We start from the raw sequence: 22,417 nt of genomic DNA on the forward strand, positions 1-22,417 counted from the left end.
AGCGGGACCGTCCCCTGGTCGGCCAGGCAGCCGGTCGCCATGCCGTCCGGTGGCTGCACGGAGAGGCCATGATGCGCCATGCGCCCGCTGGGGGAGATGCCCGAGGGAAAGGCGGTCGGCCGCCCGACCCGTACGTACGACAGGGGAGCCCCGTATCCGCCATGCCGTCGCCTCCCAGCAGTGATACTGGATGCATGGACACGACGATCACCGCACCCCGCGCCGAGGTGCTGCGGGACCGCTACCGCAGCCGACTGCCCGAGCGCTTGCAGGAGCTGGCCGGCCCCATCGAGGGCAACGTGGACCTGCCGCTCCACATCGTCTGGTCCGGGCGGACGAGCTACAGCCTGGACCGTCCGAAGTCCCGCATGACGCTCTACCGGACCGTCCTCGCCGAAGGACTGCGCGAGGACCTGGTGGCCCTCCTGCACCACCGGCTGCTCGCCGAGCAGTGGCCCGTGCTGCGGCGCTTGATCAGTCCCTACGTCCGCGAGGTCTGGGAGGACGCCTTCCCAGAGCTGCTCCGCACCGCTACGACCAGCGCGACCGCCGCGTGAAGCTCACTTTGCTCCACGAGCGTCTCCTCGCCGACATCCTCGACCTCGGCTCCCCCTACCCTCTGGTCCTCACCGGCGGATACGCCGTGCAGGCCCACGGCCTGGTCGAACGCTTCAGCCGCGACCTCGATGTCGCCACCGAGAACCCTGCTCCGATGCAGGAGATCGTCGCCTCACTCACAGCTGGCCTCAGCGCGCGCGGATGGCGGACCACGCACGTCCAGACCGATCCGCTCAGCGGCCGGTTCCTCGTCACCGATCCGGACACCGGCGAGGAGTGCGAGGTCGACGTCCTCAAGGAGGCGTTCTGGGCTCCGCCCGCTCAGACCCCCTACGGCCCCGTTCTTTCCCTCGATGACGTGATCGGCACCAAGGTCCGCGCCCTCGCCGACCGCGGCACCGTCCGTGACCTCATCGACGTCCAGGCTGCCTCCCGCCACCGCTCCACCGCCGACCTCGAATCCCTGGGCCGCCGTCGCGCCCACGACGAGTTCAGCCTCGAAGACCTCCGGGACCGGCTCATCGGCGCGGACTGGTACGAGGACGAGGACTACACCGCGTACGGGCTCACCTCCCGGCAGATCGAAGAACTCAAGGCGTGGGCGCTGGAGTGGGCGGAGGATCTGGGTGCGCGGATCCATGACGACAACGCCTGAGAGGCGGTCATCGCGTCCATCCCCTCTACCACCGTTGCAACGAGAGGATGCGGTGTAGCCAGCAGGTCCCACCCCGGAGCCGTCCACGGCGGTGGCTGCCCTGCACGGCGGATGTGCAGGGCAGCCGAGCGATACACCGCAGTGGACTCACGGCGAAACCGGTCTGCGGTAACGGTCAAACACTGCATCCCACTCCCATGCCCAGTCCGGGTCCCGACGGTGGAACTCGGTAACGGCCGGCTCGAAGAATTGGTCGGAAGGCTTCCGGCTGGATCCGGAAAGTCTCGCCGAATCCCTCGGCGTCACCCCGCTGTCGAAGTCGTGTGTGGAGGAGGGGCATGGACCCGTCTGTAGTGAAGGCACGCCGCGAGCGGGGTCAGCAAATGGCGGGGGAATGCGCGAAGGGGTGATGGCCGCGGCAGCGGAAGAGGCCGCGTGCTGGACGGGCGAGCACGCCGATCTTTCACTATGTGCCCCCTATGTGCCAGTTCGGCTCGTGGAAGCTGAACACCGTCACGCCTGTCCGTGTCCGTCTGTCGCCCACGAGATTTCTACTAAAGGTCCGTAACCTTATGAATGAAACTATGATGTAGGCCACGTCCCGGTCTCCAGGGAGGGAGAGCCGAGGGAGCGGCGCGGTCAAGCATTGGCCGGGGCCGTGTGCAAGGGGGGTATACATGCCCGAAGGGCAGACGGTTTCTGCGGCGTCGCGGAAGGTTGCAGAGCTGGTCCGTGCCTTCTCGTCCGGAATTTCTGAGCGGGAACTGGTCGTCGAGGCCAAGAGGCAGTTCGGCACACTGCCGGAGCAGCGGTTAGTCAAGCTGGTCGCCGAGGCGGTCCGCGGAGGTCTGCTGATCGCTTCGGGGGACCTTCTCCTGCCTGTTGCTCCGCAGGAACTGGTGCGTCCGGCACAGGTGGCGTCCGAACGGCGCCAGCCAGGCGCTGAGTCCGCTGTTGCTGCACGGCTGGACGAGACGTCCGTGCTGCGGACCGTCGCGCTCGACGTCGAAAGCGTCGTACGGACGACGGCGACCGCTCCCTACTTGGAGCGGCACGTTTACGAGGCGGCAGCGGTCAGGTTCGGCGCCGATCGTGAATGGGTCGCTGCGGCGCCCCGCTGGCGGCGATACCTCAGGTTCCCTGGTGACACTGAGGAGTTGCGTGACAGCAGCGTGCGGGACGCTGTGCTTGGCCAGGGGGTATCCCAGCAACAGGCGTGGACGGAGCTGCGTGACTTCCTGTCGGACGCCGATGTCGTGGTCGCCTATAACGGTACGACACTGGACTTTCCCGTCGTCTGTGAAGCGGCGAAGGAGGCCGGTACCAGCGATCCGCTCTCCGCCGTGCGCCCCGTCGATGCCCTGTACCTCGCGCACGCCATGTGGCCGACAGCCCCGTCCCACCGACTTCAGGACCTGGCGATCCAGCTCGACGTGTCCCGTTCGGGCCTGCGCGCCCATACTGCGGACAGTGACGCGCTCTTGCTGGTGCGCCTCCTCGAGCGGGCCGCCGCCGAGTTCGCCTGCAGGACGGCCGAATTACGCGGTCTCATCGCCGACGTCTGCCCCGACTCCGACGCGTGGCGACTGCTGCGGGAACTGGCCGAGGGCGAGGATGCCAATGATCGAGAGCCGCAAGTGTGGGAGTACGCACACGTGACCCGCCTGTTGGGTGCCGAGTTCGAGCAGCACACGCCGCGTCGAACCCCTGGCGGAAGAGCACCGGGCAAGGGCGCCGTGGACGTGCCGGACGTCTTGCGGGGCGCCGACGGACGGGTCGAGCCGACCGCTCTCGCCCGGGTCGTGCACGGCGCCCGCGTTGAACCCCGGCCCGCCCAGCAGGAGATGACGGCGACGCTGCATGACTGGACCGACCGCGGCGTCGGCGGCCTGCTGGAAGCGCCCACCGGCACCGGAAAGAGCTATGCCGTACTCGCCGCCGCGCTGGACTGGCTCGCCGGTGGCGACAGCCGTACCGCTGTAATTGCCACGTACACCAAACAGTTGCAGAGCCAGATGGCGAAGGACGTCCAGGACCTGGAGCGGGCCCTGCCAGGCATCCTCGGGGTCGCCGACCTGGTCAAGGGCAAGTCCAACCGGCTCTCTCTCGCAGCCCTGACGAAGACCCTCGCCGAGGCCACGCGTCGGCGCCGCTCCGCAGGCACCGCCCGCGCCCGCTTCTCCCAGCGGATCCGGTTTCGCGAACTCGCCGTCTTCCTCGCGCTGCGCCTGCTCGCGGCCAAGGAGCCCCCCCCAGTCCTGGACGGCCAGATCGGTCGACCCGGTGGACCTGCCCGCCTTCTTCATCGATTACATCGGGCGCGGCCTGCCGCTCTGGTTGGAGTCGCTGTCCCAGCGCGACGGTGACTATGGCCCCGCCACAGGCAATCCGCTCACTATGCACACCGACACCGTCCGGGAGTCGATCGACAGCCACCGCCTCATCCTCGCCAACCATGCACTCGTCCTCTCCCACTTGGACGACCTGCGTGCCGTCGGACCTGAGGTGCTCCTCGTGATCGACGAGGCGCATGAGCTGGAGAACGCCGCCACGTCCGCGCTGACTGTGACCGTCAACTATCAGGATCTGGAAGCTCTACTGCCGGAGTACCAGGCATGGATCGCGGACGCGCACCCGGGCACCGCCAAGGAGCAGGCCGTCGCACCGATTGCAGACCTCGAACGACTGCTCGATGATGAACGCCTTCCTCGGCTGGCGGCGCAGGCCCTCGACGCCCAGGCCAAGGGCGTGGGCGTACGCATCGGCAGCCGGGCGACCACGCTCGCCAGTCCCTACGTCGGCACCTCCGGCACCCGGCACACCCGGCGGCTGTCGGTGGTGCTGGAGAGCATCGCCAAGGCGCTGGTGTTTTGTCGCATCACGCTGGAGCGGTACGTGGTCCAGCACGCTGCCGGAATCGATCCCCTGGTACGCGAGCGCCTGACCGCGCTCGCGGAGCACACCGAATCACTCACTACGGCCCTCGACCGGATCACGACCGACATCCGCGCCTTTCTCGACCCCGCCCTCACTCTGGACGAGGCTCCGCCTTCGCGCGTCATACATCTGGAGGAAGTGGACGAACCCAAGGCGGAACTGCGGTCCTACCGCTTCCGTGTCGCCACCAGTCCCGTTGATCTGCCCGCAGACCCGGAGTGGCGGCGCTACCTGGAGTCCTTCGACCGTGTCTACTACGTCTCCGCGACCCTGCGTGTCGCCGGAGAATGGGATTTCATGCGGACCCGACTCGGGTTGCCCGACGATCTGCCGACGCTGTCCCTGCCTTCCCCGTTCGCCCTGCGCAGCCAGGCCGAGGTCGTGTGCTTCTCCGACTTCCCCTCCTGGGCGGAGCAGGAGGAGGGCGCCCTGCGGACCGTCGCCCACCACGTCGCCGGATTCGCCACCGAAATGACACGTGGACGCGCCGACGGCAACGGCTTTGATGGCGGCGGCGTGATCCTCACGACCGCTCGCTCGACCGCCGCGGGCATCGGCTTCCACCTCGTGCGGGAGCTGCGCTCCCGCGCCCTCGACACCCCGGTCGTCGAGGCGCTCACTCTCGGCAACGGCCGGGCCTATCAGGCCTTCACCGACCGACGGGATGGCGGAGGGTTTCTCGTCGGCACCAAGGGACTCTGGCAGGGGGTCGACGTCTCCGACGCCGAGCGGCTGCGTCTGGTGTGGATCAACAAACTGCCCTTCGCGCCGTTCGCCGCTCCGATCGTGGAGGCCCGGCGCGCGGCGGTTGCCGAACGCGCCGAGCAGGACGGCCACCCCGATCCGGAAGGTGCCGCCACCGAGCACTACTACCTGCCGCTCGCCGCGCTTCAGCTGCGTCAGGCGGTGGGCCGGCTCATCCGCTCCGACCGCCACCGTGGCGTCGTCGTCATCAGCGACCGCAAGCTTGCGGGAGCAAGCAGCCTGCGTCGCTCCTACCGGCGTGCCTTCCTCGGCAGCCTCGATGACGGACTTCAGCGCCCCGACCCGGAAACCGGCGACATCGGCGGTGGCAACGTCGCCACCATGGCCGAAGGATGGCGTCGTATCTGGGAGTTCATGGCGGCCCACAACCTCCTGGACCCCACCCGGGCTGCGGAGCTGTGTACCGACGAAGCCCTCGAACGACAGACCCTCCTACCACACACCAGGCGCATCCGTGAACTGGCCCTGACCACCGAGGAGACTCAAAAGCTGCGGGAACAGGGCCTGCTCGTGGAGGAGATCAAGGACCGCTGCGCCCGCATCGGAGGATTGCTGCGGCTCGTCGACGAACCCGTGGCCCTCAAGCCGGCCCAGCAGGCCGTCATCGCCGCCGTGACCGAGGGGCGCAACGTACTCGGACTGCTTCCCACAGGCTTCGGTAAGAGCTTCACCTTCCAGCTGCCTGCGCTGGTCCTGCCCGGCGTCACCGTGGTCGTCAGCCCGCTCGTCGCTCTCATGCACGACCAGGCGCTCGAACTGAACCGGTCCATCGGTGGCGCGGTCCGCGCACTCATCTCCCCGCTGCGTGAGTCCAGCAGCAGGGCTGGCAAGACAGAAGTGACGGACCAGCTCCTCGGTCGGGCCGACCACGGTATCCGCCTGGTCTACGTCAGCCCGGAACGCCTGTGCCAGCGGCGCTTCCGGGAGACCGTCCGCGCGGCCACGGCGGCGGGCCGGGTGACCCGGATCGCCGTGGACGAGGCACATACCCTCCCGCAATGGGAGGATTTTCGGCCCAGCATGCGCCGGGTCAGCAGGTTCCTGGACGAGCTGCGCCGGGACCACGGGGTGGCGGTCACCGCGGTGACCGCCACCGCTAACAGGGCCGTCCACGAGGCGCTGCGCGAAGGACTGTTCGGTCTGCCCGCCGAGGTCCCTGAGCCCGCCTCGGCCGAGGCGACCGCCGAAGCAGAGCATCCCGGAGTCGTCGGTGGGCTTTTGACGGTGCGCGAGAACCCGATTAGGCCCGAACTCGCCGTCTTCCGCCGCTCCCTCGACCGACTCGGACAGGGAGGTGTGGCGGGGCTGGTCGAGCGCGTCGTCGACGCGCTCGACGGTCACGCCATCTTCTACTGCCTCACCGTCAAGGAGGTCAACACCCTCTACACCCACCTGCGCGAGTACGTGGGTGACGCTGGCGTCCGCGTGCTGCGGTTCCACGGCCGTCTGACGGAGGCGGAGAAGGCGGCCGTCATGACTGAGTTCCGGGAGGCGCCCCGGGGAGGCGACGACGGCTTCGTCCCGGTCGTGGTGGTGGCCACCTCCGCGTTCGGGCTCGGTGTCAACCGGCCCGACGTACGCACCGTGATGTGCGTGTCGCCGCCTACCGACCTGGCCGCGCTCTACCAGCAGTTGGGTCGGGCGGGGCGGGACGGCGCGGGCCGGGGGACGGCCGACGACGGCCCCGTCAACAGCGGTCTCGCCCTCGCGACGAGCCGGGGCCTGCGCATGGTCCGTTTCATGACGGGCCAGGAATTGCCCGCGTCGCTGCTCCGGCGCATGGGCAACCTTGTCCTTGCCCAGCGGGACGGCACGCTCGATCCGGTACGGCTGGCCGACCTGCTTATGGCCGAGGACGCCGCGAGCGGTGCGCTGAGCGAGGCTGAGCTGGACGACCGGCACACCCAGGAGCGCTACCAGGGCGGCATCATGCGGGCATTCAGCGCGCTCGCCGACCTCGGCGCCGTCGAGGACCTCGGCGACCACCCACCGTTCTGCGCGGTCAAACCCGGCGACCTCCGACCGGCCGGCCACGGCGGGGGACAGACGCCTACCACTGCAGCGGAGCGCGACGAGGAAGCGGCCGGGTCCGTGCGGCTGGAGCAGACCGTCATCGACACCGCCCTGTCCTGGGACACCCCACGACAGGTCGACGTCCGAGCTCTCGACGGGGAACTCGCCGCCCGGTGCCCCGACTACCGCTCGGTCGCCGATGGACCGTCGGCGACCTGGGAACTGCTCGCCGACTTCCACGACCGTGGGCTCCTGGACGTCTCAGCGGCACCCAGCCGCCGCCTGGTCACCGGTCTGACCACCCGCACCGGCACCCTGCCCGACGGGTTCCTCCCGCTGCTCGGCCGACGCGGGCGCCGGGCCGCCGAGGAACTGGCCAGGCTCCGAAACTTCTTCGACGCGAGCACGGTATGCGCCCAACGGGTCTTCGCCGATTACTTCGGCGTCAGCGACCTGCCCGAGGGGTGCTGCACCACGGCCCGCTGCCGCTGCTCGGCCTGCTGGGACACCGGCCGCTGGCCCGTGGAGGAGCGGCGCCCTGCCGTCGCCCAGGCATTCGACAGCCCGCGCCCCCGCGAGGGAGGCGGTACCGACACCTCACTGCGCGACCAGCGCGTCGACCTCCAGGTCCACCGGCTGCTGCAGCTCCAGCCGCAGGGCGCACACCCGCGCCGGCTCTGGCACGCACTGCGCGGCGACGAATCCTCCTACAACCCGAGGAATCGAAAGATGGTCCCCCTGCCGAAGGCGATCCGGGAAAGCCGCCACTTCGGCGGTCGTGCGGATCTGTCCTATACGGCGGTGGGCGCGAGCCTCACACGGCTGGCCGCAGCCGGAGCCGCAGTCGAGGGCCCGGACAGCCTCTGGCGAGCTGTCCGCCCAGTCCGAAACATGAGATCCCGCCGGGCGGGAAGCGGACCCGAACGGAAGGACAGCTGGGCGTGGCCACGATGATCAGCACTGGACCGGACATCTGGCGGCCGTTCGACGGCGAGCCTGTGCTTACTCCCGCCATGACCGGCGGACACCGCAGCACACCCGCCGAGGAACTGGAACGGTTGCGTCGCTACCTGGAGGCGGTCGTGTCCGACCGCGTGTGTCCGGTGCACACCGCGGTCGCCTTCAATGCGGCCTATTTCGGCTACGAGCTCAGTGGCGAAGGTCACGGCAACGGCCCCTTCGACCTGGACGCGTTCCCCTCCCTGACGCTGGGCGACGAAGTACCGGCCGTACCCGTCGGGGCACTCGTTCGCATCGAAACAGGATCCGACCCGCTGTACGCGGAGATCGTCTACAAGGAGGGCCGCCACCCCGGCGTCGAAGAGGGTGCCGACGTACCCGCGTGGGTGTCCGGGGTACCGGCCGGTGTCCGAGGACCGAGCGAGCTGTCGGAGGCACCGCACCCAGTGCGCCGGGAGCTGCTGGTCCCTGATCTCACGGCGTTCGGCCCCGCGCTGCAGCTCAGCGAGGCGAAGTTGCAGCGGTTCCGGTCCCGCCAGAAGTGGCTCAACAAGGACGGCCACGTCGTCGTCGACGCCCGCTACGGCTCGGCGCCGCACGCCGGGCTTGACGACTGCACCGCCTTCGTGCAGCATCTGCTGACCCACCAGCGCGAAGCACTGCTGAGCCCCCTCGTTCCCGCGTCCGTCGCCCACCTGGCCGGGGGTGGCACGGAGGAGCGGCTGAAGAGCGCCCTCAGCGGGCTGCTGGACACCGTCGATCACGCCTTGCGCACCAGCGACAGTCTGCGCAGCTGGGGCCACTACGCACTGACCCGTACCCGCATCGGGGCCGCCCTGGGCCACGACGGGCCGCTGGGCGGCGACGACCTGAAAGCCCTCGCCAGCTCCCTGGAACGCAGTGCGGCCCCTGCCACCCACCGACGGCACGGCGTGAACGGTTCCCGCACCGTGTACACGGCGATCGGGGCGTGGCTGCGCGGCGTCGACGGTGCCGAACCACTGCTGAGCGGAGTGGAATACGCGGTCTCGGTGTGCCGCGCCAACCTGGCGGTCGCGGACTTCGTCCGGGGAGACACGGACAACGGCATACGCGCCGGGAGCGACGTACGGATCACCCTCGACGACGACTTCCAGAACGGTGGCATCTGGCGGTCCCACCACCCGGGCTCGGAGGAGGCGGACGACAGTGATCCGCTACGCCCAGCGGGACGCGGCTGGCATGACACGGTGCATCCACCCGCGCCGCCTCGGCCTGTCGCGGTGCCGCACGCACAGATCGTCCCCCGAGAGGAACAGCCGGAGGACGAAAGGTACGTCGATGCCGAACCCGCGGACACCCCGCTCGCGGACGGTGACCGGATCGGTCCGCCGAACTACCTGAGGATCAACGACAGCGAGGTCTGCTGGCAGATCCCGCTGCGGCTCGCCCACCTCATGGAGGACCGACTGCCGTTGAGCCCCAGGGCCCGGGACGGGTTGGCATATCTCGGCACGGATACCGGCTCCGTGCGCGTACGCCTGGAACTCAGCCATCCCGGCGGCGAGCTCGACGCGTCCGAGGAGGTCCAGGAGGTGCTTCTGGATCTCACCGATGAGACCGGCATGCTCCGGAACGTCCAGTGGCCCATCGATTTCTTCCCCGGGCTGTGTCTGTACATCCAGTGGCCGCGCGGCGGTACCGTCTTCCGGGTCCACACCGTCGAACTGGAACACCCTGTCGACATCGACGGGCAGCTCGTCGCGCATCGCTACGACTCGGGAGTGCTCACCCGGGAAGGAGCGCCGGGTAGTGAGCGGGACGGCGACTCGTCCGCCGGCCTCGACACCCGGCGTATCGTCCTGCGTACCGTACGACGCTTCGGCCGCCTCACGCCCGACGGACATGCTCTCCTTGACCGGGCCGCCCTCCCTCGAGGCGTCTACGACACAACTCCCGCCCCCCAGCAAGTCACCGCACTGGAGCAGGTCGTTGACGAGCTCCTCGCCGAACACCACCTGTACCCGGCCATCGGCAGCCGCGGTGTGGGCGGCGAGCCCCACCACCCTGCCCGCGACGGTGAGCCGCCCATCGCCCTGATCGGTTACGCGCCGAACCCCGTGGTGGTGCCACGACCGGGCTCGCGTGCCGGCGCGCCGCCGCAGGTCCACGGCGTGGAGCACTTCGTCCACGGCTTTCTGCGGAGGCTGCCCGCGGGCTCGAAACCGACCAATGCACAGCGCGCTGCCTACCGCGAGCACTGCCGCCACGTCGGAAAGGCGGACGGCTGGGAACTGCCACCCGGCTACACCTTCGTCACGGAACACTCTCGCCGGCGCTGACCCGCCCCGGCCGGACCGGCCCGACATGGGCGGGCCGCACGCCACACCCCCCGCATCCACATCACAGGAAACAAGAGATCGGGACTGAATGACCGCCAGCTACGCCGTGGTCGCCAAACCACCGTCCTCCCCGCACGGCACACCGGTTGGACTGCTTAAGGAACTCGCCGTAACGCTCGACGGACTCGGCCAGATCCTGGACGCCGCCCTCGACGCCCTCACAGTCGGCGAGACGGAACTCGCGCTGAACTCCCTCGGGCCCAAGGATCGTCAGGCCATCATGAGGGCTCTCGGCTTCCGCAAGGTCGAACCGCGGCGGTTCGGGCGCGTGCTCAGCGAGCAAGTGCTCAAGCGATTGCAACGGGTGGAGCCGACCCACCACAGGCATGCGGTGTCCCACCTCACCGCCCGGATCATGAACGACATCGATCACGAGGTCGCTGAGCACGGGGCCGCGGGTACGAGCCCCGGTCTCGTGGGCCGCTGGGGCGCATGCCTGCTCCGCCTGGCGCTCTTCTCCCACCTCCAGGCTTCGGCGCACGACGCCCGACTGCTCGTATGGGCCGCGGAACACGACTGGTTCGGTATGGAGGCGGACGAGGCGGCACTGGCCGCAGTACTCAAGGCCGCTCAGCAGGTAATCGACGCGACTCCCGGGTTTGACCACCTCACTGCGCTTGGCGAGGACGCGGCGGCTGAGGAACCACAGCCGACCGCTGCGGTCCCGGCTCCCCGGCTGCCCGATCACATCTCGGCTCCAGAACTGGCCGAGTCCTCAGCGCAGCAGGGAGAGCAGCCCCCTGGTGAGGGGCGCTCCCTAGACGATCTGGCCTCGGCCGAGGAGGAGCTCAAGCACGTCGTCGAGGAGGCACGAGGCGCCGTCGACCGCGTGCGCGCCGCCCTGCTGGACGGGTGCCCGCCCACCGACACTGATTTGGTGCCGCTCGCCGCGGTCGCCCCGGCGTTCTCCCACGTGCGGGGTGTGCTCTCAGAACTCGGCGTCACCGGCGTCACCGATCGCCTCACCGATGTCCTGAGGTCGATCGACGAGGTTCGTGCGCGCGTCGAACGGAAGGAGAGGAATGCCGAGGCCCGTCAAGTGGTGCAGACGGTGACGGCCCTGGGCTGCGCTCCGGACAGTGCGGTGGCCGCGGTGATCGCGGACGCCAGGCACAGCGCGGAGGCACTGCTCGCGAAGCAAGAGTGGGACGAACAGGACGACGTGTGCGCACACATTCTCACGCTGCTGGTGCGCCTCGCCGACATGAAGGACCGGTCCGACGCACAGCAGGAGATCATCGAGCTCCAACAGCAGTTGTCGGTTGCACATCCGCCGTACGCTGTGGCCGCCGTCCTGTACCAGCAGATCACGTTGAGCGAGCACAGGACCCCTCACCCCGACACGGCCGCTGCCCCGCAGGGCGAGGAATCCGCCGAGGTTCCCGAGGCGCCGGAAGGGGCCATATCCCCGGAGACGGCCACCGCCGCGCAGGCTGACACCGGCGTGCCTGAAACGCGGGACCACAGCACCGCCGATTGCGTCCCGGCCGAGCGACCTCCCCGGTCCGCCGACACCGCTGAGCAGCAGCACGCGCCGGAACGGCGGGTCTTCGCCGCCCCCGCAGCGACCGCGGCCGTCGACACCACCACGGAAACAGCCGACGGCACGGAAACGAAGAGCATCGAACCCGTCCTCGCCCGTCTCATCGCCGAGAAGCGCTTCGGACTTGCCGCTCACCTGTCGCAGGCCGCCGACCGCCCGGACACCGAGGCCGCGGTCCTGCGCCTGGCCGCCGCGGCGACACTGCTGCACTCCAGGACCGGCCGAGCGGCTCAGATCATCGAAGAGGCGCTGCACGAGTGGGAGGCCCGTAAGGAGAGCGACAGTGACGCGCTGTCCCTGCTCCTGCTGCCCACGCTGGTCCGGGCAGCCCTAGTGACGGGTGCACCCGTGGTCGGTGCACAGCTGAGGGCGCTCACCCCGCAACTGCCCGATGCCCTGCACGAGGTGGCCACCATGGTGGCAGAACGTGCACTGCAGGGCGCACTGCTCATCGCGCCGCCCCATGCCGTTGTCGCCGATGTCTCCCACACCGAGGGCGAGCTGCGCGCGGCCGTGGACGCCTGCCAGGCTATGCTCACTGTCCCTCGAATGCGCTTCCAACGGGCCAGCGCCATGGTGCAGCGCTGGCTGGCGCCGACCGGTCTGCTCGGCAGCGTGCTGACCGCAATCGTGGCCGGGGCCCCGGACGCCGAGCACCTGGCCGACGAGCTGCTGGAAAACCTCGCCCGCCGAGCTCAGGTCGAGGCGGCGATCGACGAGATGGACGCTGCACTGCGCGGGCCGGGCGGTCGTGGCATCCAGGGGTCGGGCCGCAACAACGTCCGCCACTGCCTCGACCGCGTCCGGGACGCCGTTCGGCAGTGGCGTACGGTCAAGCGCGACCTGGAAGCAGGACGCTCCGAGGAGAATGTGTGGGCGTTCCAGTCCATTGCATCCCTGCGCCTCTCCCTCCTCGGCCTGCGCGAGCGGGTCGCCGACGACCTCACCGCGGCCGAACGCAGCTCCGCCGTCTTGGCGAAAGCCACCGCCTACGTGGCGCGGGACCTGTTCGCCGAGGTCTTCGACGGGTTGGATGCGAATAGTCGACCGGTCGAGACGGGATCCGAGCCGGACGTTCAGACGGTTCTGGACGCCGAGCTCCACAAGGCCGAGTCGGCCGTGCCGGGAGAGAAGCCGACCTTGGACGGCTTGCTGAAGGCAGTGGACCGTACCTGGGACGACGCGATCGAACGGCAGCTCGCCCGTGACGAATTTGGCGTGATTCGCACCATCACGGACCTCGCGGACTTCGACGTCCTTCCTGCAGCCCACACCTTGTCGCTCTCGGAGGAGCGTCGCGCACGCCTCAGCGCGATCCAGAAGGAGCGCCGCGCCGCGCTCGCCGAGAAACATCGGCAACTGGCCGCCCGGCTCCGCCGGTCCCAGGCCGACGAGGCACTCACCGTCGAACAGGACGTCAGCCTCCAGGAGTTGCTCGCCGACGCCCGAGCACACCTGGAGCACGACCGGCCGGGCGAACTGGCCGCAGTCCGGCGCAACCTCGACCGAGTCGAAGAACTGCTGCCCCGTTACCGTGAGGAAGCCGCCGACCGGCTGCGCGCCCGGCTGGCGGCGCTGACGGACGTGAGCGCGGAGGACCGCGAACGAGTCCTGCGCAACCTGGACACCGACAGCCTGGCTACCGCGGCCGAACTCGTCTACTTCCTCGAACTCGGCGAACCGGTACCCGAGATCAGGTCCGAGGACTCGCACCTGGAGGCGTTCTTCCCCGCCGTGCCGGACTCGTTGCCGGGCGGCATCGACGCTGACCTGATCGCGACCGTCCGCGCCCGTGGCCGATACGGCGACCGCGCCGTGCTGGACTATGCAGGACTCTCGGAGGAGGAGGCCGAACGGGCCGCCGCGGCCCTGAACTTGTGGAGCACGCTCGCCGCGACGAAGGACCGTATCAACATCAATCCGCGCGAGAGCCTCAATCCGGCTCTGGCTCTCCTCGGATACGAGGCCCGGCGCGCACGGCCTCTGGACGATCTGCCGCGTGGTAAGGACTACCGGTTCTTCGAACTCGCGCCCGTGCACGTCACCGGCCGTGCCTGGGCGCCCGCGTTCGGATCGCAGATCAAGGACCGTGGCGGCAAGCTCCGCGCCCTGTTGATCTGGGGCCGGCCCGCGGCCAAACTGCTCATCACTCGCGCTCTGCAGGACCCCGACGAGAGCAGTCTGCTCGTCGTCCACTTCGGGACGCTGGACAGCAGAACCCGTAATGAGCTGGCCGCCGCCTCCCAGGACACCAAGCCGGTCATGGTGGTGGACGACGCCGCGCTGGCCTACCTCATCGCGCACGGCAACCGGCGGGTGGACGCCACGACCGAGACGCTGCTTCCGTTCTCCGCGGTGAACCCATACATCAAGGAGAAGCGGGGCCAAATCGGCCGGGAGATGTTCTACGGACGGGACCGCGAGCGCAAGAGCATCCACGACCCGGCGGGGACCCAGATCCTCTACGGCGGCCGGGGTCTCGGCAAGTCGGCCCTACTTGCCGACGCGGGGGACCGCTTCGAGGAACAGCGGCCGGGGGCCTACCGCAAGCTCTACCTCAACCTGGACAAGATCGGCATCGGCCGGGGCACTGCACTCGGTGCCGAGGCCATCTGGCCCACGCTCGACCAGGAGCTGATCAGGCAGGGCGTTCTGGAGGAGCCCCGACGCCGGGGCCCACAACAGGAATCATGGCAACGGGTCACCGACGGGATCGCCCGGTGGCTCGCTCAGGATCCCGACCGGCGGCTGCTCATCCTCCTCGACGAGTGCGACCGCTTCTTCGAGGCAGACGTTCCCGAGTGCACGGAGACCCGTCGGCTGCGCGGTCTGGGTGAGGACTCGCGCGGCCGGGCCAAGGTCGTGTTCGCCGGTCTGCACTCGGTGCAGCGCTTCACCCGGCTCGCCAGGAACGGCCCGTTCAGCCACCTGGCGCAGACCCCGACGGTCGTGGGACCGCTCGCCCCCCAGTTCGCCGCCGACCTGATCGTGCACCCGATGCGTGCGCTCGGCTTCGAGTTCGCTGACGTCGACCTCGTCAACCGCGTGCTCGGCTTCTGCTCGTACCAGCCCTTCCTGCTGCAGATCTTCGGCAGCAGGATGGTGCAGGTCATGCAGGACAAGCGGGCGCGAGCACCGCTCGCGCCGCCTCCATACACGATCGAGGATTCCGATGTCGACGCGGTAGAACAGGACACCTCGCTGCGTTCGGACATCACCGCGGCCTTCAAGGACACCCTTGCCCTGGACGACCGCTACCACGTCATCGCCAATGTGCTTGCCCAGCACGCTCGGGACAACGGTCTGGAAACCCGCCTCAGTGACAGGGAGTTGCGGGAGGAATGTGCTGGCTGGTGGCCCCGCGGCTTCGAGCACCTGGACAGCGAGGGGTTTCGCGCCTATCTGCAGGAGATGGTCGGCCTCGGTGTCCTGGCGCCGAACAACGACGGTCAGGGCTGGCATCTGCGAGGGCCCAACGCGCTGCGCATGATCGGTACCGCCCAGGAGATCGAGGCGCGGTTGCTGCGGGCGGAGACGGAGTCCCGGCTTGAGGAGACCGTTGTCCTGGAGAGCCGTCCGGACCTCTACGACGGCAGGTCCGCCCCGCTCACCGTCAACCAGATCGACTACCTGCTGGGCGAATACGTGAACCAAGTCCGCGTTGTTCTCGGTACACAGGCGACGGGCGTCGCCGATGTGGAACGGACCCTGCGTGAGGTGACGGGCAGGGTGGCGGGCTGGTCTGTGCCCGCCATCGGAAGTGCCAAGACGTTCCGCAAGGAGCTCGCCGCTGGCCGCGCTGGCGAGCGGCGACTGCTCATCAGCGATCTCTCTCTGGGCAGCGAGAAGTCCTGCCGGGAGTCCTTCGACCTGGCCAGGGCAGTGCTGCCCGACGCCGCCGAGGCGACCCGCTCGGTGGTCCTCGTGTCGGGTGTGGAACAGCTCGGCTTCTGGTCCGGCCTCCTCACCGGTCCCGACGCCGACCACGACACCATCATGGTGCTGCGCCGGCATGACCTGCGCAGCCTGAAGGACTGGACGCAGCGCCACAGCCTGTGCGAGACGGAGGAACGGCTGATGCGTCTGGCGAAGGCGACCGGTGGCTGGCCGTACCTGCTGGACAAGGCGCTGCACCTGCGTGATCGCCGACCGGACCAGGACCGGGTGCTGGCGGACCTGGCGTCGTGGCTTGGGCAGAGCAGCGGCGCCGAACAGTTCGTCGATGCCGTGGGGCTGCTGGAGAACGACACCCTCAAGGCCGCCTACGACGGGGTCGTCGAGCAGCTCGGTACCGATTGGCATGACGACGCCTACCTCGTCACCGCGGCCGAGATGGCAGGTCTCTCGTCCGGGGAGGCATGCCGGGCCGTTGTCTGCCTGGAAGCCCTCCAGGTGTTCGACCGGGACGGGACGCGCCTGCGCGTGGAGTCGGTTCTCCATACGGCGCTGGGCGTACTTGAGGCCAAGGTTTGACCAACCGGGTGGGGCCGGGGTTGCGCCTGGCCCCACCGAGACTCGACAAGCACACTCGCGTCCTGTCGGCGGCCACAATAGGAGTGCCGACGGGGCGATCTACTGTTGCCCCTTTTCCAACTCGCTGCCGAGCTTGCTCTGCCATGGGAGACCCTTGGCGCTGATAGCGATGACCGGGGAGAGGGTTAAGCATTCTGTCGGCCCCGTCGGGGTAACGGAACGAGACGGTTCACTGGTCGAGAGAGCGTCGGGGGCTTCTCGGTTGTCGAAGTGAAGATTGCGGAAATCCGCTGGTACGACACGAAGGCCGTGCGCCTGACGCTGGCTGTGTGAGCTCCTCGCGGAGCTCTCGGGCTGCAGTCGTGCTCCCGGTCAGCGAGTCGTCCTGTGACCCGCATGCACCTGATGTGGCGTCAGGTAAGTCGGCATCTGGTCAGCATCAGTTCCCGAACAGCCTGATACGGCTGTCCGGCAGGCGCTTGGTCGATGGCGTCCCAACAGCCTGGTCGGCGCGGAAGCCCAGGCAGGGAGCGCTATCCCCGCTGAGAAGCGATGTTCCTCACAATCATCGACCCCGGCGTGCCCGTGTAGAGTGAAGACCGCCCTTGACCTGCACAAAGCAGGCAGGGAGCCGTCTTCCAGGAGTTCAACATGCTGCGCACCATGTTCAAGTCCAAGATCCATCGGGCCACGGTGACCCAGGCCGATCTCCACTACGTGGGGTCCGTCACCATCGACGCCGACCTGATGGACGCCGCCGACCTCCTGCCCGGTGAGCTCGTCCACATCGTCGACATCGACAACGGCTCCCGCCTGGAGACGTACGTCATCGAGGGCGAGCGCGGCTCCGGGGTCATCGGCATCAACGGCGCCGCCGCGCACCTCGTCCACCCCGGTGACCTGGTCATCCTCATCAGCTACGCCCAGGTCGACGACGCCGAGGCCCGTGCGCTCGTGCCGCGCGTCGTCCACGTCGACGCCGCCAACCGCATCGTGGAGCTCGGCTCCGACGCCTCCGCCCCGGTGCCGGGCAGCGACACCGCGCGCAGCCCCCACGCCGTACCGGCCGCCCGCTGACCGGGAGGGCCGGCGGGCGGCCGCCCGGAGGCGTACGGGGACGGCCGCCCGCCGCTCCGGCGGTGGGCCCCCACTGACCGCGTTCGGTGGCGGCTCCGCGTCGGATCGGGTGTCCGGGCGGGTGCGGCGGGCATGGTTCCGGCGTGCCGGGGAACGCGCGGGACGAGATCCCCGACAGGGAGCGACGAACACCCCCAGGGAGAGGCCATGACCGAGCCCCGACCCGACCCCGTGCCGCCCATGCCCGACCCGGCCCCCGTTCCGGAGCCGCCGGCCCCGGGCCCCGGGCCCGTGCCGACACCGGCGCCGCCGCACCCGGCGCCCGGGCCGGTGCCCACCCCGGACCCCGTCCCGAAGCCGCCCGGCCCGGACCCCGTGCCCGACCCGGACCCGGCTCCGGGCCCCCTCGGCGGCGCCTGACGCCCGCGTCGCCGGACCGCCGGGGCCCCCGGAGCGCGGACGCGCCGTACGTGTGCCCGCGTGCGGACCCGCGGGCTCCCCCCGACCCGCGGGCCGCCCCGACACCGCGACTTTCGGCCATCCGACGGGCAAGTCGCGCCCTTGCGCCCTGTGCGCCCCCTTGTCACGCCTCGGCGCCCGCCTCTAGCTTGGGCGGCTGCTGACCTGTGCACAGGGGGGAACCGCCATGGCCGTACGGGGACGACACCGCCGGCAGCAGCCGAGCCGTCTCAACCGCGCGTCGTTGACCGTCACCATCGGCAGCGCCCTGCCGCTGATCGGCGCCGGGACGGCCCACGCGGCGTCCGTCGACGTCTGGGAGAAGGTCGCGGCCTGCGAGTCCACCAGCCGCTGGCAGACCAACACGGGCAACGGCCACTACGGCGGGCTCCAGTTCACCCAGTCCACCTGGGAGGCGTACGGCGGCACGCGCTACGCGGCCCGAGCCGACCAGGCCACCAAGGACCAGCAGATCGCCGTCGCCGAGAAGGTGCTCAAGGGCCAGGGCCCGCGCGCCTGGCCCACCTGCTCCGAGCGGGCCGGGCTCACCCGTGGCGGCGAGGCGCCCGTCGTCCGGACGGAGACCCGCGGCGACCGCGCCGACCGGCCCACCACGCCGACCACCATCCCGAACCAGCGCCGCGAGAGCTACACCGTCGCCCACGGCGACACGCTCTCCCGGATCGCCGACGACGAGCGCCTCCCCGGCGGGTGGAAGCGGCTGTACGCGCAGAACCGCACGGTCATCGGGGAGGACCCGGACCTCATCTTCCCTGGCCAGAGACTGACGCTCCGCGCGACGGCGCCCGCGAAGCCCGGGTCCGGCACCCGGCCGGGCACCAAGGCCCCGGACAGACCCGCGGCGGCGCCTACGTCCCAGGACCGGACCCAGCCGAAGCCCAGGACCCAGCCGAAGCCGGAGGCCACGGTCCCCCGCGCCGACCCGAAGCCCCGGACGCAGCCCGCGCCCGTCGCCAAGCCCCGCACCCAGCCCGCCGCGAAGACCAAGCCGAGGACCCAGCCCGCGGCCAAGCCGAGGACGCAGCCCGCCGCGAAGACCAAGCCCCGCACCCGGCCCGCGGCCAAGCCCGCCGCCGCCAAGCCCCGCACCGGCGGCCTCAGCGCGCCCGTCGACTCCGCGCCCGGCACGGCGTACGGCAAGGCCGGTTCCGCCTGGTCCTCCGGCTACCACACGGGCGTCGACTTCCCGGTGCCCACCGGCACCTCCGTGAGGGCGGTCGCCTCCGGCCGCGTCGTCTCCGCCGGGTGGGCCGGGGCGTACGGCTACCAGATCGTCATCCGGCACCACGACGGCAAGTACAGCCAGTACGCGCACCTGTCCGCGCTCGCCGTCCGCGAGGGCCAGAGCGTCGGCAGCGGCCAGCGCATCGGCCGGTCCGGTTCGACCGGCAACAGCAGTGGCCCGCACCTGCACTTCGAGGTGCGCACCGGGCCCGGTTACGGCTCCGACATCGACCCCCTCGCCTACCTGAGGAGGGGCGGCGTCGGCCTCTGACCGCCGGGCACGCGGCGGTCCGGCCGGAGGCGGCGCGGCGGGGCACGGCGCCGCGTGACCGCCGCCGGCCCGCCCGCGGCGCCGTCGGGGTCCCGCTGCCGGAGCACGGAGCGCGGAGCCCGGAGCACCGAAGCAGGAAGCCCGGGGCACGTGCCCCGGGCGCGCGCCGCTACGGTGGTGCCGGGCCGGACGCCGGCGGCCCAGGGGAGGAGCGGGCGGGATGGAAGCGGAGGGGCGGGGGCCGACCGCCGCCGGACTGCGAACCGTGAGCGAGGTGGGCGGCTTCTTCGTGCTCCGCGCCGAGCCGCCGGGCCCCGGCGCGTACGTCCCGCTCGCCGAGGCGTACGCCCCCCGGCCGGCGGAGGACGCCCCGGGCCTGAGCCCGCCCCTCGCCGTGCGGGTGGCCCGGGTCGCGGAGGGCCTGCGGACCTCCGAGTACCGGGTCGCGGCGTCCGCCGTGCAGCTCGGGCTCGCCGCGCGGCTCTGGTCGGTGACGCTGGGCGCGGCCGCGCTGCACGGGGCCTTCCCGGACGTGTCTCCCGCGACGCTGCACTGGGACCCCGCGCGCTCCACGCCCGACGAGCTGTGGTGGTCGGGCACCGCCACCCGCCCCGGCACCGCGCGGGAGCTGCGGCAGGTGGTCCAGGAGGGCCACCTCCGCCCGCTCGGCGACGCCCTGCGGGCCGCCGGGCCCGTGTCGTCGCGCCTGCTGTGGGGCAACGCGGGCTCGGCGCTGGGCGGCGCCGTGCGCGAACTCACCCGCTGGGCGCACCGCCGCGGCCGCGCCGACGTGGCCGAGCGGGCCGCCGCGCTCGCCGCCGGGCTGCTCGACCACCCGGACCTGGCCGGGACGCTCCAGGGGCCCGCCCTCCGGCGCCGTACCTGCTGCCTGTACTACCGCTGCCCGGGCGGCGGGCTGTGCGGCGACTGCGTCTTCGACGCCCCGCCGCGGAGCGCCGCCGCCGGTCCGGGTTTGGCGGGTGGGGCGTCGGCTCCGTAAAGTGCCACTTTTGGAACGTGGCAAACGAGTGATCGAGGAACGGCAGCGGCCATGACGGTGACAGAAGACAACCACGCGTACGGGCCGGGAATCGACCCCGAGCGTCTGGCCGTCTGCCTGAGCGTGCTCGAGGAGCTCGACAAGCTGGAGGTCGACCACCCGGACGCGGTCGCCGTCCGGCGCGCCACGGCCGGTGTCTACCGGACCGTCAAGCAGCGCCGCCGCCAGGAGCGCCGGGCCGCGAAGACGGCGCACGACCGGGCGGTCACCGAGGCCACCGCGACGGGCTCCGCCGAGCGCATCGACGACGAGACGCAGGGCCTGCTGCCCAGTTCCTCCACCGCCGGCGAGATCGCGGGCATCCTGCAGCGCCCCCGGTCCTGCTACACCTGCAAGGACCGGTACGTGCAGGTCGACGCGTTCTACCACCAGCTGTGCCCGTCGTGCGCGCTGGAGAACCGGGCCCGCCGCGACGCCCGCACCGACCTCACGGGCCGCCGCGCGCTGCTCACCGGCGGCCGCGCCAAGATCGGCATGTACATCGCGCTGCGGCTCCTGCGTGACGGCGCGCACACCACGGTGACCACGCGCTTCCCCAACGACGCGATCCGCCGCTTCAAGGCGCAGCCGGACAGCGACGAGTGGATCCACCGGCTGAAGATCGTCGGGATCGACCTGCGCGACCCGGCGCAGGTCGTCGCCCTCGCGGACTCCGTCTCCGCGGCCGGCCCGCTCGACATCCTGATCAACAACGCCGCGCAGACCGTGCGCCGGTCCCGCCGCGCGTACAGCGAGCTGCTCGCCGCCGAGGCGGCCCCGCTGCCCGCCGGTGAGCTGCCCGCGGCGGAGGTCATCGGCACGTTCGGCAGCGGCGCCGTCGAGAAGGTGGCCGCCCTGCCCTCCGCGCGGAGCGGCGACGCGCTGACCGCGCAGGACGTCACGGACCTCGCGCTGGTGAGCGGTTCGGCGACCCCGGCGCGGATCGCCGCGGGCACCGCCATCGACGCGGGCGGCCTGGTGCCCGACCTGGCGCCGGTGAACAGCTGGATCCAGACCGTCGAGCAGGTCGACCCGGTCGAGCTGCTGGAGGTCCAGCTCTGCAACTCGACGGCCCCGTTCATCCTGATCAGCCGACTGCGCCCGGCGATGGCCGCCTCCACGGCCCGCCGCAAGTACGTGGTGAACGTCTCCGCCATGGAGGGCGTCTTCGGCCGCGGCTACAAGGGCGCGGGGCACCCGCACACCAACATGGCGAAGGCCGCGCTCAACATGCTGACGCGCACCAGCGCCCAGGAGATGTTCGAGGCGGACGGCATCCTCATGACGGCCGTCGACACGGGCTGGATCACCGACGAGCGGCCGCACCCGGACAAGATGCGCCTCGCGGAGGCCGGCTTCCACGCCCCGCTCGACCTCGTCGACGGCGCCGCCCGGGTCTACGACCCGATCGTGCGCGGCGAGGCCGGCGAGGACCTGTACGGCTGCTTCCTGAAGGACTACGCGCCCGGCAAGTGGTAGGGGCCGGCGTCCCGCACACCCCGTGAGACGGCACGGAGTGCCCCGAGATGGGGCACTCCGGGCCACTGTGTCCGGTTATCGATGGTGTGACGCGTTCCATCGAGCGGCATCGCGCTCATGTGGTTACTCTGAGCCCAACGGTCGGCCGACCGGGATCCACGAACTCCCTGGCGCCGACCGCGGGACCGGCCTGCCACCGAGGGGTCGCGGTCCCGCCCGGAGACCGGCGCCACCGCGACCGAACGGCAGTACACGTCCCACAGGTTCGCGACACTAAGGAGTGCGCGGTGACACCAGAAGCGACCACGCAGGAGCAGCCGGCGGAGTTCCCCGGCCGGTCCACCCGTTCGGACGAGCTCGGCAGTCTGGAGGTGTGGGCCCGTTCGGCCCCGATCCGCCTCGCCGGGTACGAGGACGACCTCGCGGAGCCGCACATCCTGCCCGGCATCGACTGACCCGGCCCGCACGCCGTGCCCCACCCGTGCCCCCCGCCGCCGAGGCGGGGGGCACGGGTCTCTGTCCGCCCGGCGCCCACACGGGAGGGAGCGCCGGACGGGACTGC

11 protein-coding genes are annotated in these 22,417 nt (G+C 70.7%); all 11 read left to right on the plus strand.

Features of this window, described 5'->3' with window-relative positions; all coding sequences use genetic code 11:
- Nucleotides 1-194: 194 nt before the first annotated feature.
- The 11 genes from IE106_RS21360 (at nt 195) to IE106_RS21410 (ending at nt 22,310) form a co-directional block, all read left to right on the plus strand.
- Nucleotides 195-557 carry a hypothetical protein gene (locus IE106_RS21360; RefSeq protein WP_189536479.1) on the plus strand — a complete coding sequence of 121 codons (363 nt, stop codon included), beginning with the start codon at nt 195-197 and terminating at the stop codon, nt 555-557.
- The gene (locus tag IE106_RS21365; RefSeq protein WP_189536481.1) at nt 554-1,213 is read left to right on the plus strand and encodes a nucleotidyl transferase AbiEii/AbiGii toxin family protein; all 660 of its coding nucleotides are present in this window, start codon (nt 554-556) and stop codon (nt 1,211-1,213) included. The genes IE106_RS21360 and IE106_RS21365 overlap by 4 nt, the downstream gene beginning before the upstream one ends.
- A gap of 677 nt (nt 1,214-1,890) precedes the next feature.
- The gene (locus tag IE106_RS21370) at nt 1,891-3,579 is read left to right on the plus strand and encodes a DEAD/DEAH box helicase family protein (RefSeq protein ID WP_189536484.1); all 1,689 of its coding nucleotides are present in this window, start codon (nt 1,891-1,893) and stop codon (nt 3,577-3,579) included.
- On the plus strand, nt 3,497-7,882 hold the full coding sequence (locus IE106_RS21375) for a DEAD/DEAH box helicase (RefSeq protein WP_189536486.1): 4,386 nt from the start codon (nt 3,497-3,499) through the stop codon (nt 7,880-7,882). The genes IE106_RS21370 and IE106_RS21375 overlap by 83 nt, the downstream gene beginning before the upstream one ends.
- Nucleotides 7,879-10,209 carry a hypothetical protein gene (locus tag IE106_RS21380; RefSeq protein WP_229840664.1) on the plus strand — a complete coding sequence of 777 codons (2,331 nt, stop codon included), beginning with the start codon at nt 7,879-7,881 and terminating at the stop codon, nt 10,207-10,209. The genes IE106_RS21375 and IE106_RS21380 overlap by 4 nt, the downstream gene beginning before the upstream one ends.
- Before the next feature lie 88 nt (nt 10,210-10,297).
- A complete protein-coding gene (locus tag IE106_RS21385; RefSeq protein ID WP_189536488.1) occupies nt 10,298-16,285 on the plus strand; it encodes a hypothetical protein in 5,988 nt (1,995 codons plus the stop codon).
- Between the two features lie 651 nt (nt 16,286-16,936).
- On the plus strand, nt 16,937-17,362 hold the full coding sequence (gene panD / locus IE106_RS21390) for an aspartate 1-decarboxylase (RefSeq protein ID WP_189536490.1): 426 nt from the start codon (nt 16,937-16,939) through the stop codon (nt 17,360-17,362).
- Between the two features lie 646 nt (nt 17,363-18,008).
- Nucleotides 18,009-19,337: a transglycosylase family protein gene (locus tag IE106_RS21395; RefSeq protein ID WP_189536492.1), complete on the plus strand. Its 1,329-nt coding sequence runs from the start codon at nt 18,009-18,011 to the stop codon at nt 19,335-19,337.
- Nucleotides 19,338-19,557: 220 nt separating this feature from the next.
- The gene (locus IE106_RS21400; RefSeq protein WP_189536493.1) at nt 19,558-20,337 is read left to right on the plus strand and encodes a (2Fe-2S)-binding protein; all 780 of its coding nucleotides are present in this window, start codon (nt 19,558-19,560) and stop codon (nt 20,335-20,337) included.
- Nucleotides 20,338-20,388: 51 nt separating this feature from the next.
- Nucleotides 20,389-21,855 (plus strand): SDR family NAD(P)-dependent oxidoreductase, encoded by a 1,467-nt coding sequence (locus tag IE106_RS21405; protein ID WP_189536495.1) that lies wholly within the window; start codon nt 20,389-20,391, stop codon nt 21,853-21,855.
- A gap of 287 nt (nt 21,856-22,142) precedes the next feature.
- A complete protein-coding gene (locus IE106_RS21410; RefSeq protein ID WP_189536497.1) occupies nt 22,143-22,310 on the plus strand; it encodes a hypothetical protein in 168 nt (55 codons plus the stop codon).
- The last annotated feature ends 107 nt before the right edge of the window (nt 22,311-22,417 follow it).

It is taken from the genome of Streptomyces roseolilacinus, assembly GCF_014649335.1.
GTDB classification, from domain to species: Bacteria; Actinomycetota; Actinomycetes; order Streptomycetales; family Streptomycetaceae; genus Streptomyces; species Streptomyces roseolilacinus.